The following is a 15,798-nucleotide window of genomic DNA, read 5'->3' as shown; positions in this document are numbered from 1 at the left end:
GCCTCTGGCGCAATGGTCGAGCTCTCCTCCAAACCGACTTATAAACGCGCTCATTCACGTACTCTGATCCGGGCAAACTTGAAAATTTTTAATATTTGGCTTACGGTTATTATGTAAACTAAATTAAACATTAGGTCTTCGCAGAATCTTTTCATTAAACGGGTACCGCTGCTGTAAAAATGGCGGTGGCACCAGGCCTCTTTTTTCTACCCAATTTTTCTGCTTGTGGCCTACATGCTCAGTATGCCAATCGATAGGAGGAACGGCTGTGAAACCTGCAAAAACTAAATTCAATGATGCCCCTGATGGCAGCATTCATCAGTATAATCAGATACTTAAATATTTCAATGACCGGCCGGCTGATCAGACTAAGCCGCGCGGTAATCGAATAACGTTTGTTTCAACTGGGATCATTGGTTACGATGGTGGCCAAACAACCATGTTACATTTAGGCACGCTCCTAGCCAACGCGGGGTATGACGTTTATTACCTCAGCTATGTCCCGCAAAGCCAAGACGAAATGATCCAAAATGCTGAATTTAACTATCCCGGCTATAAAGGTACATGCCTGCCGATGGGTGAACTCGAATCGCACCAATCTGATATTTGGATCGCCACTTTATGGGAATCGGTCTACATCATTAAAAATAAACCCGGCTATAAGATGTACTTTGTCCAGGATTACGAACCGTATTTCTACCCTTATGGTGACCGCTACCAGATGGCGCGACGTACGTATAGCCTCGGCCTGCACATGGTGACGCTTGGTCCATGGTGCGCACATATGATCACAACGCATTGCCAGGTCAATAGTCCAATTGACGTCATCAATTTTCCGGTTGATGTTGCCCGATATCCGTTTAAAGAACGTGACACTGCTCCGTATCAAAAAAAGCAGCAAATTACGTTAGCTGTTTACACCAAATGGAGCAGTCCGCGACGGGCGCCTGTCACGATTCAAATTGTCCTTGAAAATTGCCGCCACATCCTGCGTGCTAAGGGTATTGATCTAAAAATCAAATACTTCGGTACGGGGCGTAGCAAGCGTTTTATCAATGGTGAGAATCTCGGAAAGCTAACACCGCCAGAGCTTAACCAGCTTTATCATGAAGCTGATTTCGGCATCGCAACCTCGATGACTAATTTCTCCTTGGTTCCTTACGAAATGATGAGCGCCGGTCTTCCCTTGATTGATTTCAAAGAAGGTACTGGCAGTTACTTCTTGAAAGACAATACCTACTTCTCTTGTCATCTTGACGAGCGTGATCTTGCCAAAACGCTTCAGGCAGCATGCGCAAATCCTGACACGATCACACAGCATATTGAAAAAGCCCAAGCTTATCTGAAAACAATCAGCTGGGAACGAACCGAAAAAGACATGCTGGCAATTATCGCCAATCTTTATGCCAATGTTGACGTTGTAAAGTCATAAATTGAATCCGACGCAGTCATAAGTCAAAAATTAAGTCCGACGCTTGCCGTTGGGCTTTTTTTCTGGGAAAATAAACTTTAGAAATAAGTTCATACGAATATTTTTTAATCGCAATATTCGTACAATTGTCACTAGGGAATTTGGAGGAGAAAAATGTCAACACTGGGCAATTTATTTGTCATGCTCGGACTGATTGGTACAGTCTGGGGCACGATTCGTTTGGTGCGGCAACGCAAGCATCCATTAACGAAACGTTTCAACCTTATTATATTGATCGGCGGCATTGTGCTCATGTTTGTGGGCAGTCCGATGGTCGACACAAAACCATCAACAGCTTCATCAGCGCAAACAACCACCAAGAAACTGACTGCAAAGCAGAAAAGTCTTTTAAAGTCGGAAAAGACGCGCGGCAAGGTTTTGTTAGCAGCCAAGGCTAAGAAGTCTTCAGAATTAAAGGCACTGAAGAAGGAACAAACCAAGCTGGAAGACCAGCTTGACGCCCGTGCCTCATCATCACGAGCCGTTGAAGAATCAGCATCTTCGGCAGCTTCAGAATCAGCGTCCCGGGAAGCATCAGCCAGCAAAGTCGCGGCGTCATCTGCACAGGCAGCTTCTTCATCCCAAGCCGCCGCAGCAGCTGCGGCAGCTAAACAGCAGGCAGAAGAAGCAAAGAAATCTGCAGCACAACAGCAACAACAGCAACAACAAGCTGCCACAACCCAGCAGCAAGCACCTACCAATCAAGGCGATATGAATACAGGCGATCAGGGAACGATTGTCGGCAATAGCCGTAGCAAGATCTATCATGTTCCCGGCCAGGCGGGATATCGTATGAATTCTGCTAATGCCGTTTATTTCAACACTGAAGCCGAAGCACAAGCGGCAGGTTATCGAAAGGCGCTGCGATGATGAAAAGACAGATAATGAAATACCTCACCCCCTTAGTTGTTCTGGGTGTCCTGTTAGTTGGCTGCAGTTCTGAAAGCAGCTCGAAATCAGCCAAAACAGTGGTCGATCCGGTGGCTAGTCAGACCAAGCTTAACAAGAAAACCGCGTCAGCTATCAGCAGCCTTGACGATGCGATCACTGACAAACGTGAACAGGTCAGCAAGCTCAAAACAACCTTAAATAAGCAGGAACCAGAAGCAAAAGCATCAGAGGCCCCGAGCAGTTCACCGGACACCAGCAACTTAGCTAGCCTCGACTACACCGGTCAACAAGAAATAACCGTCAACAACAATGACCCCGCTTTTAACAAAAGTGACCTTTCCACAGCAAAAGGTGCCTGGGCAACTTACAGCGATTTAGACAGCCAAAATCGCGTTACCGATGCGAATGCACTTTTGAACAAATCGCTGATGCCCTCAGCCAAACGGGAACCCCTCACCTGGAATCCAACCGGCTGGCATAACAAAAAGACAGCACACGGATGGCTCTATAATCGTAGCCATCTGATCGGTTACCAGCTGACTGGCGAAAACAACAATCCTAAGAATCTGATGACGGGAACCCAAACGCTTAATAGTCCGCTCATGTTGGCTCATGAAATGGACATCGCTTACTACCTTAAACAAAACAGCCAGCATTACGTACGTTACGAAGTCAAGCCAATCTTCCGCGGCAACGAGCTCGTTGCTCGTGGTGTCCAAATGCGGGCGCAAAGCGTTGGCGACGACACAGTTCGATTCAACGTTTATATCTTCAACGTTGAACCGGGATATACTATCAATTACGCAGATGGTACCAGTACCAAAAATTAAAACACAAAAATTCTTTATTGAAAGCCGCTAGACACCATTGGTCCGCGCGGCTTTTTTCTTCGGCCATTTTCAATTGTTGAAGTGGGTTCGTTTGTGATGTTCCAAATCACTTTTGACACAGCCCCATCATTCAGCCATGATCTCACCCACTTGCAACAATTATGACGCGGTAAATCGCTAGTAATCGGGTATAATGAAATTATGTTAAGGCGTCTTTTTAAACGCCTTTGTCAATACATTACGCCACAACAAACCCAAACCCCTTTAGGAGGATTCAAATGAAAGTCATTAATGTCACGTTAAAGGTAAAACCGGAACTGACGGACGAGTATCGCCACTTCATCAGTTTGCTGGTCGAAGGATCGCGTGCCGAGGCTGGCAATCTTAGCTATGATCATTTCCAAAGCCTCACCGACCCCAACAAATATGAAATCATCGAGCATTGGCAAGACGCCGCAGCTGTCGAACTACATAACCAAACGGCGCATTTCCAAAAGTTTCTAGCGGGGATTGACGACTTTTTGGCAGAGCCGCTTGAAATTGTGCGGATGGATTATGCGGAGTAATTGATATTTGGGCGAAAGATACGAGTAGTTTATCGTTTTGCAAGCGAACTTTAACGTTACATGTTTCTTTTAAATCAGCCTATCATTTGAATAAGCATTTAGTTGACAAGTGACCTATCTAACAAATCTGTAATCTTGTGATTTTTCAAAATAAATCAGTTGATATTACGATCTGAATAAGTCAGTATAGTTTATACGTTAAACCATTCACCAGTCTAAATCCTGATGACTTTAAAAGCTGAAAAACTTTGGAGGAGCAACACATGGGAATTTTCGACAAATTCAAGGATGCGAGCAATAAACTTTCAGAATCCTCGTCCTTAACAGCCGACGAGAAAGAAGCGCGTAAACTGGCTAAGGCAGCGTTGAAAGCTGATATTGTCCTAGAACAACCCGTCCATTTTATAGCCGGTCGTGAATTAGTTAGTGCTACTAGCTTCTTTGGTGACAAAATGTATCAGTTAAAGAGTGGAAATGTTGTTTTTAATTTAGATAATCCTGTTTATTTCCGAATCAGCAGCATTAAGTTTGCTGGCCCTATTTATCATGAAGAACAGAAAACGCAGAGCCAGTCCGACACAAACCATAAAAGCAAGACTAAAAAACATCGGCATGGGCTTGGCGGTGCAGTTGTTGGCACTTTGCTTATGCCGGGCGTTGGCACGATAGCTGGTGCGGTTATTGGTGGTCACTCTGGGAAAGATAAGACAAAAGGCCACAGCACAACACAGGCATCAAGTGTCATGACAACTTCTCAAGTTGAAGATGATTCAAGTACAACGCTTTTCCTTGTTAACAACGAGACAGGCGAAAAACTGCAGATTGTTCTCTCCACCAAAACGGCTGACTATCAAAAACTCTTGTCTTTTAAGGTCGATGAAGAAAGTGAGAAAGCCATGGAATCCTCCGAGACAGTGATAACGTCAGATAAACCGAAAACGTCCGATGATCCGATTGAACAAGTAAAGCAATTCAAATCACTTCTTGACGACGGTATTATCACGCAAGAAGAATTCGATGCTAAAAAGAAACAACTACTTGGGCTGTAAAAAGTCCTAGGCACCGTTTACTTTTAGGTCTCCTATCTGTGTTCATCATATGCACACCCATTTATTTTGCGCCAAATGAACTTTATAGTATTAGTTACCAGATCTTCTGATTTAATTGACTCGGACGATCTCGAGGGATAAGGGTAATGAACAACTACTTGGAGGAGAATGATGCAAAAACATTTAATTTGGGGATTGGTTGCCGTCAGTGCAGTTTTAATTATTGGGACTGGAACTTATCTTGCTATATCCAGCAATCAGACTGAAACTCTGACTACACAATCTGATAAAGATGCAGATAAAAAACTTAACAAGAAACTCGACAAAGCAGCTGATGAGGCTATTAAAAATGACACTGAAGGCAATAAAGCTGAAAGTGAGTCGCGCATAGTGGCTGCACGTGAAAACTCACAAAGAATTGCAAGTGAATCAATGCAAGAAGAGAGTCAATCAAGGGCTAATGCCGAAGCAAATTCGAAAAGTACAGTATCGAACAGTGAAGCCTCATCAAAGACCAAAGTTACAGAAAATACTGAAACGAATCATGTATTCGGTCCTTTTAGCAAGTCAAAATTATCCGAATACCTTTCTGACATCAAAAGCCCAAGCGGTAACTACTACCTCGGCTCAGCTGGTGTCATGAAGGTCGGAGTTGGTGTTGATGGTTCTGGCAACGTTGCAGTCGTCAAAATCGACATGCGAAAAGCACCATCTGATCCCAATATCGATTCATCTCATTTACAGGAACTTGCTGCAGACTGGATGCCTTCAGACGTAACTCAGACCAGTAATCCTTCATCTACTACCTTTTCTTTTCATTCCAATTCAACTGGTCATGACTACAAAGTTGAATACACGCTCAATTCAAATCAAAAAGTAACTTTTATCTTTGTCCGGCAAGGTTAATTTTTATTTATTTAAATGAATAAACACAAAAAAGAAGCTTCCAAACCTGTGGATGAGTCCGAACTGAGAGTCACAAGTCAGTTACGGAGCTTTCCAAGTGGTCTGGAAGCTTCAGTTTTTAAATCATCTTAAAACGCGCAAAGCCCTGATACTACAGCCGTGCATTCAATTCCTTGGTCATATCCTCATACCCGGGACGACCGAGCAATGCGAACATGTTCTTCTTGTATGCTTCAACGCCGGGCTGGTTGAATGGGTTGATGCCATTCAGGTAGCCGGAGATTGAAACGGCTGCTTCAAAGAAGTAGATCAGATAGCCCAAGGTGTAGGCATCTTGTTTAGGAATGGAGACGGTCATAACCGGTACGCCGCCATCGGTGTGTGCCAAAACAACCCCTTCATAGGCTTTGCGGTTGACAAAGGACATCTTCTTGCCAGCGAGATAGCCGAGGCCGTCGAGGTTCTGGGCGTCGTCTGGAATGGTCAGATCGCGGTTAGGTTCTTCAACCCAAACAACGGTTTCCATTAAGTTGCGCAAGCCTTCTTGGATGTACTGGCCGAGACTGTGAAGGTCGGTACTGAAGTTGGCGCTTGAAGGATAGATCCCCTTTTGGTCTTTACCTTCAGATTCACCCATCAATTGTTTCCACCATTCGCCAAGGTACTGGAGCGTTGGTTCGTAGTTTTCCAGCAGTTCGGTGGTGTAGCCTTTGCGATACAGGATGTTACGCAAAGCGGCGTATTGATAGGCTTCGTTTTCTTTCAAGTCAGCAGATGCATAGGCTTTGCGACCATCGCCGAGTCCGCGCATCATTTCATCGATGTCGCCACCAGCTACGGCAATTGGCAAAAGGCCAACCGCGGACATAACTGAGAAGCGGCCGCCAACATCATCCGGCACAACGAATTCTTCGTAGCCTTCAGCGTCAGCTTCCTGCTTCAAAGCACCCTTGGCCCGATCGGTTGTGGCATAGATCCGTTCCTTGGCGCCTTCCTTGCCATACTTTTCAATTAACTTGGCCTTCAAAATGCGGAAAGCAATTGAAGGTTCGGTTGTCGTACCGGACTTGCTGATGACATTGATCGAGAAGTCGCGATCACCAATGATGTCGAGCAAGTCAGCCAGATAAGTACCGGAAATTGAGTTACCTGCAAAATAAACTTCTGGAAACTTCAAATCAGGATCAAGGTTGCGGAAAGTCTGGGAAAGAAAATCAACGGCCATCCGTGCGCCTAAATAAGAACCGCCAATCCCGATCGCAACGAAGACCTGTGAGTTGCCCTGAATCTTCTTGGCTGCTGCCTTGATCCGGGCAAACTCATCTTTATCATAATTAACCGGCAAATCAAGAAAACCGCGAAAATCCTTACCGGCACCGGTTCCTTCACGCAATTCCTTGTCAGCTGCAGTTACCAACGGCTGCATCTGTTCAAGCTCATTGGCATGAACGAACTTGTCCAGCTTAGATGAATCAAATTTGATGTACGACATCGTGTGCGTTCCTCCTCTAAATACGTCAATCGCTGACAAAACTTTTGCTTTGACCGCCATCATAAAAAGATTGCGGCACCGCTTCCAAACAAAATTTTAACCAGCAAAAGGCGCTGTTCAAATTCACACTCTAACAAGTTAACTTTAAAATTGAATTTGTAAAAAAGCAAGCAATCTGGCAACTTCTCATCAGATTACTTTGCTTTCATGATGCCCAGTACAACGCCGCCGAGAATGACGAGTGCCGAGCCCCAGCTGACCCAAATCATTTCCTTGTGCGTCTTGCGTTCGCCAAGTAAGTAAATGGAGCCGAATGTCGAAATCACGATCCCCATTTGCGACAGTGAATAAGAAACAGCCAACCCGACTTTCGCCATGGACAATAGCATGAAAACATTCCCGGTACCCCAAAGCAGCCCAGTTAGAATATTCTTCACAGTTGCCTTGGCAAAAGGCTGATGGCCAATGCTCATCAATAAGGCACCAATAATCATCCCCACAGATTGCGGCATGACAACTGCCAGTGCCCCTAATTGTCCCGCATTAACAATGATGGTGTACCCGGCATACCCCGCTGTGGAAATCAGCAAGGTCCGGATGCCTTTGGACACGCCGGACGCAGACGTGACATCATCGTTTTGTTCGCGCCTTGACGTTAACGTGGCACCAATAATCAGTAACGCCAACGCCAAAATACCAAGCGTCACATCCCTGCCGTTATGCCATTCGTGAAACAACAGCGCGCCAGCCAGTGTGGTCGCAATGAGTTGCATGCCGGTGGAGATGGGCATGGTCATCGAGACACCCATATACTTCATTGATTGAAACTGCTGGCCTTGGCCCAACGCCCAAAAAAGCCCGGAAATAATACCAAGCAGCCAGGTTTTGCTATCTAGCGCCGGGTGCATGACGAGCAAGGTTCCAACGCCGAAAACCAGCGCGCCAAACGTCATTCCCAAAGTTTGCTGATACGCATTGCCTCCAAGTTTTCCACTGACCAAACCAATGGAGCCCCAGGCAAACATCGGGATCAGCGCAAGTAAAATTACCATAACGCGCCTCTTTCTATATATCGTATCGTTAAGCTAAAAATAGAATACAGGCTAGTATTCTATCGGTTTTCCAGTAGCAAAACAACCAAAAAATCAGTTAGAAAACTAAGAGAACTTTTGGTTTAATCGATACTCGGCACGCAAAAATCTTTTCGACACCGGTTAGCGATGTGGATGCCACATGCGGTAAAAACCGTAACCCAGGATGGCGCCAATCAAATTAAAAATCACGTCGTCAATATCGGCCACCCCGCTGATCAGCAAGAATTGCAGCGTTTCAATGCTCAGGGATGTCACCAATCCGATTCCGATGGCAGAACCCAGTCGTCGCCGATGTGTACTGATCCAAGGCACGCCAAACCCTAATGGCATAAACCAGGCAATGTTCCCCAGTGATTGGTACCATAGATCAAAATGACTCGCCGCTTGCCGCAACTTCAATGTTTCAACAAGTGGCTGTAAGTTAATCACCGAAAGCGGTCGATCCCAATGAAACGTCAACTGCCATGGGTAATAAACATCACGGAAAACTGTCAACGCAAACAGTAAGATTAGATAGCCCACAAACAGGCCCAGTTTAAGCTCATGGCCAAATGATGTGCGCCGGTGAGTCGTTAGCAGCCAGAAGCACCGTAATGCCGCAAATATTAATAGGTAAAGGATCGTTTTGTCCAAACTATAAACCACCAGCCGCACCAAAGGAAAATGGTTGACGCGGCTTAATGATGTGCTGTTAATCCAATTGTAAAATGGCCCCAGAAAAAGCATCACGTTACCTCCAGTAGTCATTGTAGCAAACCACTTACCGGATACCCACAGTACATCTGGATTTCACTAACTCTTAAAGACTCCATAAGAATCGGCCAGTCTTGACTGAATTTGACTCAGTTGCGGTATGCTGTTTCGGTGCGAAAATGTCGCCTGACAACATCACAACTCGTTCACTGGCACAGAAGCCTGTGTGTATGGACCTTGGTCGCAATGGCCAAAGACCGGCCATCTCGCCCAAGGCCGCTTATGCTCCGGTTTCTAACCGGGCTGGTTCACACTCTGACTTAAACGCGCTCGCGTGGCCAGAAGCCTGCACATAAGGACCTTGGGCGCAATGGCCAAAGCCCGGCCATCACGCCCAAGGCCGCTTATGCTCCGGTTTCTAACCGGCCCCGCTCACGCTCTCTTTGTGTAAACACCTTTTTGCGGGTACAATGACAAAGAACAAAGTGGAAAGGAGTTACCGCTTTGAAACGGTTACGACTCAATCGCCTTTTATTGTGGCTTCGCAACACCCGGATCGGCTTTTTGGCGCTCCTGCTTGTTTTATTGTGGGCTAAAACCCTTTTCGGCTATTTTTTTGATTTCTCGCTTGGCCTAAATGACCCGCTGCAATATACCTTGCTTATCCTCAACCCCTTAGGCACTGGCATCATTTTGCTCTCGTTGGGACTTTATCCAAAACATGCCCGCCGCGGTTACCTGCTTGGCATCATTGTCTACATATTAAGTACCTTATTATTGCTCGCTAACGTCCTTTACTATCGTGAGTTCACTGATTTTCTGACGGTAACCACCATCCTCGGCGTTTCAAAAGTCAGCCAGGGACTTGGTGCCAGTTCGCTAAGCATGGTGAAGCCACATGACATCATTTATGTGCTGGATATTGTCCTAGTTGCGCTAACTTATCTGGGTTATGGCATTTGGAACATCTGGCGCTATATCCACAATCAACCACTGAAATGGCCGCATTTTGGCTTATCGCTTGATACCAGCCGCATGCCTTTCCACTTACCGCAAGCAGTAACGGTGTTTGGTGTGGCCTTTTTTGCCTTGCTCACTGCTACCAGTGAAATGAATCGTCCGCAGCTGTTGACCCGGACCTTTGACCGCAATTACATTGTCAAATACTTAGGTTTGGCTCCGTTTACCATCTATGATGCCGCCAAAACTGCCCAGAACAATCAGGTTCGCGCCCAGGCAGACAGTGCCAATCTCGATCCGGTTTTGCAATACACCCGCTCTCATTACGCCGCACCCAATGCCAGTTATTACGGAGCAGCCAAGGGCAAGAATGTCATTATCATTCACCTTGAAAGTTTCCAGCAGTTTCTGATCGGCCAGAAAATTGACGGCCAGGAAGTCACGCCGTTTCTCAATTCGCTCATAAAAGAAAAGGACACACTCAGTTTCAACAACTTTTTCCACCAGGTCGGCCTCGGTAAAACCAGTGACGCAGAAAACATGTTGGAAACCAGCACGTTCGGGATTGCGAACGGCTCACTGTTCAGCAGTCTCGGCACAGAAAATACCTTCGAAGGCGCCCCGGCTATTCTTAAACAGCGCGCCGGCTATACAAGCGCGGTCTTTCATGGTGGTTCTGCCTCCTTCTGGAACCGGGACAATGTTTATAAAAGTCTTGGCTATGACAATTACTTTTCCGGCAACTTTTATAATCATGACGAAAAGGCGGCTACGGAATACGGCATCAAAGATAAGCTGATGCTGGCTGAAACACCTAAATATTTAGAACACTTGCAACAGCCGTTTTACACGAAAATCATCACGACCAGTAATCATAATCCTTTTTATATTACCCAGGCAGATTCTGACTTTCCCGATGCCGGAACCGACGATGCGACCATCAACGGGTATTTTAAAACAGCTCATTATCTGGATGAGGCGTTACGCGAATTCTTCGATTATCTGAAAACCAGCGGCTTGGAAAAGAATTCATTGGTGATGCTTTATGGGGACCATTTTGGGATCAGTAACGACCGTAATACGACCCTGGCACCGTTATTAGGTAAAGATCCCAGCAAGTGGACAGCATTCGATAATGCGCAGTTACAGCGGGTTCCGCTGATCTTCCACATGCCAGGCCTCAAAGGCGGTATCAACAATACGTATGGCGGTGAAATCGATGTTTTGCCAACATTACTGCACTTGCTGGGCATCAGCAGCAAACGCTATGTTCAGTTTGGCACCGATCTGCTTTCGAGCCAGCATGATGACGTTGTTGCATTTCGAAACCATAATTTTGTAACACCGAAATACACTGTTTTAGGCAGCAAGGTTTATGACAACACAACCGGTAAACTTGTGACCATGACCCCTACTTTGCAAGCAGTCATTACCAAAGATCAGAAATCAGTTGATACACGGTTAAGTCTTTCTGATGATGTAGCCAATCGTAATTTATTGCGTTTTTATGTGCCGTTGGGATTCAAGCCGGTTAATCCGGGACAGTATGACTATAATCAGAGTCTCAGCAAGGTCTTGTCGATCGAACACAGTCTTGGCAGCAAGAGCACCAGTCTCTACAGTAAAAATAATGACCAATCAACCACCAACCTCTATCAAACCGATGCTCCTGAATTAGCCGATGACACCCAGCCAATCACCGATTTCCCTGAAAAAGTCCAAGCACAAACCGATTCGTCTGCAAGCGAATCCGAATCTAGCAGCTCCGAAACGGTTGATATTAGGACCAAACAAATCAAATAACATAGTGAATGTACGCTTTAAGTTCACACTTTGTTCAAATTCTTTGCTTATACTGCTTATGAGGTGAACGGGTAGATGCATTTCTTTGAGCGAACGTTCTCGGGTTTCCGTTATCATCGCCGTTATTACATTGTGATGATGCTGCTGTCGGTTGCGTTCTGCTTGATCAGCATCATGCTGATGACGAGTGAAATGATCGATCAATCCGCACAAGGGGCATTTCTGCAGCGTCTTAATTCTTTTGGCGATCAAAATAAAGAAGCCATTCTGCTGAGTACGCAGGTTGGTCAGGCACATATCAAAATGGTTCAGTCTGCGCAATCATTGTTGAATCGGGTCATGATCCTCAATGGTATCTGCTGGCTGATCGGCACGGCTTGGCTATGGCATCATCGCCGCTCTGAAACCGACGCGCTTTATTTAGTAGGCAAAAGCAGTATGTCCATTGGCTTGCAGTATGCTTTTGAAGCTTTCTTTAGTTTCTGGATCAGTTTTATGATCAGTGTCTTTTTGATCATTCTGTTTAACGACCAATTGATCCAGTTTCTAACCAATGCGAACCGCTCCGTTTTTGGCCATCTGCTGCAGGAAGGCTATCAAAGTGTGGATATGAACCGGGCTTTTCGGCAATTATTTGCCCGTCACCTAACCGGATTTACTCGTGAAACTTTATTTTATTACGGCGGTAGAACTGATGACATCACCCAACCAACGGGCTTCCTAACAACTTTAGGTAGCGGAATGGCCGTGATTTTCATCACCAATCTTGGATTAGTGACCCCGCTTTCAATGATTCGTAAGCGACGGGTCATGCCGCGTTAGGAGATATCTATGTTATTTCGGTCAAAACAACTTGATGTGTATCGTGAAAACCTCGCGAAGCTTTTTGCCCCTAAAACGATTCAATACTTGTACGTGCCAGACGAGGCATCGCTGAATGACTTGCGCGACCAATATATCAAGAACTTTGCGAGCGGTGGCCTGCTGAAGCAACTTGCATTCATTAGCAGCCGTGATACAGGTATTCTGGATTATCTCAGCGTCCGCAATAATCTGTATATTAATGGGCACAGCAAAAACACGGATTTTTTACCGGAATGGTTGAATATTAACTCGCCAATTCTCGATCAGCCAGCTGCTACATTGGACACCATGCAACGGCTATACCTGCAATTTTATCGTGGCTTAGTGGGTAAAAAACGTTATTTGCTGCTAAGCGGCCGTGCTGAAGTGTTTGACCCACAAGTCACCCGTTCCTTTTTAACCGAAGCCAGTCGCGCCTTGCAGCAAACCGACAGCTGCCTACTTGTCTTGACCACAGATCAATCGCTTTTAAGCGCCAATCCGCAAAATGCGTGGGAACAGCCACCGGTATTGTCTTTGAATGCCATTACCAAATAGCCTGACTCATCTGAACTCTGTACTTTAAGTCAAAAACCGGCGCTAGACAAATTGCTGTCTAGCGCCGGTTTTGTTTTAAGTTTTCACTTGCTAAAACGTGTAGCGGGCAGGAGGTTATGCCAATCCAACACGCTTGAATATTTCGTCAACATGCTTGAGATGGTAGTGATAGTCAAAGGCATCATCCAAATCGGCCTTGGACAGGCGGCCCATGATTTCAGGATCTGCCTCAAGCAACGGCCGGAAATCACGATGCTCATCCCAGGCGACTGCCGTTTTTGGCTGAACCAGATCGTAGGCTTGCTCACGACTTAGGCCACTTTCGATGAGCTTGAGCATGACCCGCTGACTATAAATCAAGCCGTGTGTCAAATTCATGTTTGCCTTCATCCGTTCCGGGAAGACGTCCAGATGATCCAGGATGCTGGTAAAGCGGTGAAGGATATAATCCAGCAGGCCAGTGGCATCCGGCAACATGATCCGTTCGGCACTGGAATGTGAAATATCACGCTCATGCCACAGTAAAACGTCTTCTAATGCTGGCGTTTCGTAACCGCGGATGACGCGGGCTAACCCTGAGACATTCTCTGAACCGATCGGATTACGCTTATGCGGCATCGCACTGGAACCTTTCTGGCCTTTGTTGAAGTGTTCTTCGACCTCATGGACCTCCGTGCGCTGCATATGGCGAATTTGCAAGGCAAAACGTTCAACTGATGTCGCAATCAATCCTAACGTCTGAATGTAATGCGCGTGCAGATCACGTGGCAGCACCTGCGTCGAAATTTCCTGCGCGCGAATGCCCAGTTGCTTGGTCACATAAGCTTCAACCGCTGGCGGCGTATTGGCAAACGTGCCCACCGCGCCGCTAATTTTACCTGCCTCAACATCACTTGCGGCGTCTTCAAACCGCCGAATATCCCGATTAATTTCGGAATACCAAGTCGCGACCACGAGACCAAATGTCGTTGGCTCAGCGTGGACACCATGCGTCCGCCCCATCATCACCGTATCTTTATGGGCCTTCGCCAATTTGGCCAGACTGGCTTTTAAAGCGTCCAGATCCGACCGCAGAATTTGATTAGCCTGTTTCAATAAGTAACCTTGTGCCGTGTCGACCACATCGGTACTGGTTAAGCCAAAATGAACCCATTTTTTCTCCGGTCCAAGGCTTTCGGAAACATCGCGGGTAAAGGCGACCACATCATGGTGAGTCACGGTTTCGATTTCATGAATCCGATCAACATCGAATTTGGCATTGGCACGCAAGGCTTTGACATCGCTAGCTGGGATTTCCCCTAACTTAGACCAAGCTTCGGCTGCCAAAATTTCGACTTCCAGCCAAGCAGCATACCGGTTCTTTTCTGACCAAATTGCCGCCATCTCAGGACGACTATAACGCGGAATCACAGGTTTTTTTCCTCCTCTAAGGTGAGCACGACTTTTAAAATCCATGAGGCTCAGATCCAGCCAATTAATAACCACTAATTGGTCAATCCGAAACCTTGTAGCTTGATAAAAACGTTACTGAATAACAAAATGTCCGGTTGCGTTAATACTGTCTTTGATTGCCTTCAAATCGCCAACGATTTCAATTTCACCGACTAACTCGCCGCCGTTCGGATAGAAAGCGAAGCGCCAGTCAGGCTTGATTTGAATTTGCGTCAACACCGCATCCATATCTTTTCGCCGGAGCGGAATACCAACCCCGTCCTCAGCCAGTTCCAATTCCGGTAACGGCCAACCAAGAATGGCCCGCAGATGTAACTCGTATTCGGAAATGTCGCTGGTGCTCTGCATAAGATGACCGTATAACTTTGGCCCCGGGTAAACTCGCTTGACGTACAACGTGCCATTAGTCGCCAAGAAGAACTCAAGGCTGAAAATGCCGGTATAGTCAAGTTTCTTGGCAATTTTTTCGGCAATGCGCCGGATCTCCACAATAACGGCCGGATCAACGTCAGCGCGCACCGATGAAGCTTTGAGCTGATGGTGGTCAAAATAATTTTGAATGACCGGACCGATGCGAATGGTCGTGCCGGCTTTTGCCACCATCACGGCCACCTCTTTGATGTTCTGCAAATAGGCTTCCAAAATATACGGACGTTGTTGTAACAGTTGCTTAGCGCGATCCACATCATCCGGTGTCGACAACAATAACTGCTGATCGACCCCCATCCCTTTTTGAATTGGCTTCAATAAGGCGGGATAGCCAATCGTATCAATCGCCTCATTGATATCGCCAGGCGTGATCACCTGGGTATAAGGCAAAATATTCATGTTGAGATCGTCAAGAAAGACTTTTTCCAGATAACGATCCTGCGTTACCGTCAAAATGTCGCTTCCTGAAGGCAATTGACTCGCGGTTGCTAACTCCGCTAAGATCGCGCCATCCACATTCTCGTCGGTAAACGTCATGACCGTACTCATTTGCGTCAATTCTTTTAACGCAGTTCGGTCATCTGACTTACCTACCAATGGAATATCGGCTTTTTCAAGGGCAATATCGGTTTGCGTTGGCGCCAAGACCACGGTCCGCATGCCCATTAAACTTGCTGTGTCGGCCATGCGAAAGGCTGAAACTCCGCCACCAATGATGCCAATAGTGGCTCCTGGACTAATAAATTGCGTCACATTTGTTC

At 46.3% G+C, this 15,798-nt stretch carries 13 protein-coding genes and 2 pseudogenes; 10 read left to right on the top strand and 5 right to left on the bottom strand.

Features of this window, described 5'->3' with window-relative positions; translation table 11 throughout:
- The first annotated feature begins 268 nt into the window (after positions 1-268).
- The 7 genes and pseudogenes from LACZS1_RS05530 to LACZS1_RS05505 all read left to right on the top strand — a co-directional run bounded on the left by LACZS1_RS05530 (position 269) and on the right by LACZS1_RS05505 (position 5,713).
- Positions 269-1,432 carry a glycosyltransferase family protein gene (locus LACZS1_RS05530; protein ID WP_010488937.1) on the top strand — a complete coding sequence of 388 codons (1,164 nt, stop codon included), beginning with the start codon at positions 269-271 and terminating at the stop codon, positions 1,430-1,432.
- A gap of 153 nt (positions 1,433-1,585) precedes the next feature.
- The gene (locus tag LACZS1_RS05525) at positions 1,586-2,341 is read left to right on the top strand and encodes a sunset domain-containing protein (RefSeq protein ID WP_070651954.1); all 756 of its coding nucleotides are present in this window, start codon (positions 1,586-1,588) and stop codon (positions 2,339-2,341) included.
- A pseudogene (locus LACZS1_RS14185) lies at positions 2,341-2,530 on the top strand (DNA/RNA non-specific endonuclease); the annotation flags it as partial. The gene LACZS1_RS05525 and the pseudogene LACZS1_RS14185, both read left to right, overlap by 1 nt.
- Before the next feature lie 86 nt (positions 2,531-2,616).
- A pseudogene (locus LACZS1_RS05520) lies at positions 2,617-3,192 on the top strand (DNA/RNA non-specific endonuclease); the annotation flags it as partial.
- Positions 3,193-3,470: 278 nt separating this feature from the next.
- The gene (locus LACZS1_RS05515; RefSeq protein WP_070651956.1) at positions 3,471-3,758 is read left to right on the top strand and encodes a putative quinol monooxygenase; all 288 of its coding nucleotides are present in this window, start codon (positions 3,471-3,473) and stop codon (positions 3,756-3,758) included.
- A gap of 263 nt (positions 3,759-4,021) precedes the next feature.
- Positions 4,022-4,807: an SHOCT domain-containing protein gene (locus LACZS1_RS05510; RefSeq protein WP_070651957.1), complete on the top strand. Its 786-nt coding sequence runs from the start codon at positions 4,022-4,024 to the stop codon at positions 4,805-4,807.
- Positions 4,808-4,978: 171 nt separating this feature from the next.
- Positions 4,979-5,713, top strand: coding sequence for a hypothetical protein (locus tag LACZS1_RS05505; RefSeq protein ID WP_070651958.1), 735 nt, complete (start codon positions 4,979-4,981; stop codon positions 5,711-5,713).
- Positions 5,714-5,864: 151 nt separating this feature from the next.
- Here LACZS1_RS05505 and LACZS1_RS05500 read toward each other — a convergent pair whose 3' ends face one another.
- From LACZS1_RS05500 to LACZS1_RS05490, 3 genes are all read right to left on the bottom strand, one after another.
- Positions 5,865-7,205 (bottom strand): glucose-6-phosphate isomerase, encoded by a 1,341-nt coding sequence (locus LACZS1_RS05500; protein ID WP_039638901.1) that lies wholly within the window; start codon positions 7,203-7,205, stop codon positions 5,865-5,867.
- Between the two features lie 194 nt (positions 7,206-7,399).
- Positions 7,400-8,257 carry a GRP family sugar transporter gene (locus tag LACZS1_RS05495; RefSeq protein ID WP_010488951.1) on the bottom strand — a complete coding sequence of 286 codons (858 nt, stop codon included), beginning with the start codon at positions 8,255-8,257 and terminating at the stop codon, positions 7,400-7,402.
- Between the two features lie 162 nt (positions 8,258-8,419).
- A complete protein-coding gene (locus LACZS1_RS05490) occupies positions 8,420-9,025 on the bottom strand; it encodes a VanZ family protein (RefSeq protein WP_070651959.1) in 606 nt (201 codons plus the stop codon).
- A gap of 471 nt (positions 9,026-9,496) precedes the next feature.
- On the opposite strand from LACZS1_RS05490, the gene LACZS1_RS05485 reads away from it, so the two are divergent.
- From LACZS1_RS05485 to LACZS1_RS05475, 3 genes are all read left to right on the top strand, one after another.
- Positions 9,497-11,755 carry an LTA synthase family protein gene (locus LACZS1_RS05485; RefSeq protein WP_047105933.1) on the top strand — a complete coding sequence of 753 codons (2,259 nt, stop codon included), beginning with the start codon at positions 9,497-9,499 and terminating at the stop codon, positions 11,753-11,755.
- A 75-nt stretch (positions 11,756-11,830) separates the two neighbouring features.
- Positions 11,831-12,577: a hypothetical protein gene (locus LACZS1_RS05480; protein ID WP_047105931.1), complete on the top strand. Its 747-nt coding sequence runs from the start codon at positions 11,831-11,833 to the stop codon at positions 12,575-12,577.
- A 9-nt stretch (positions 12,578-12,586) separates the two neighbouring features.
- Positions 12,587-13,156 (top strand): branched-chain amino acid ABC transporter ATP-binding protein, encoded by a 570-nt coding sequence (locus LACZS1_RS05475; protein WP_070651960.1) that lies wholly within the window; start codon positions 12,587-12,589, stop codon positions 13,154-13,156.
- A gap of 114 nt (positions 13,157-13,270) precedes the next feature.
- Here the strand turns inward: LACZS1_RS05475 and purB are convergent, their stop codons facing one another.
- Entirely contained in the window at positions 13,271-14,566 is a 1,296-nt protein-coding gene (purB, locus tag LACZS1_RS05470) for an adenylosuccinate lyase (RefSeq protein WP_070651961.1), read from the bottom strand.
- Positions 14,567-14,680: 114 nt separating this feature from the next.
- Complete coding sequence (locus LACZS1_RS05465; protein WP_070651962.1) at positions 14,681-15,790, bottom strand: ATP-grasp domain-containing protein; 1,110 nt, start codon at positions 15,788-15,790, stop codon at positions 14,681-14,683.
- Positions 15,791-15,798 lie beyond the last annotated feature (8 nt).

The organism is Lacticaseibacillus zeae subsp. silagei, from assembly GCF_030770335.1.
Taxonomy (GTDB): Bacteria; Bacillota; Bacilli; order Lactobacillales; family Lactobacillaceae; genus Lacticaseibacillus; species Lacticaseibacillus zeae.
The sequence above is the reverse complement of the archived record's forward strand: the minus strand, read 5'-3'. Positions and strand labels throughout refer to the sequence as shown.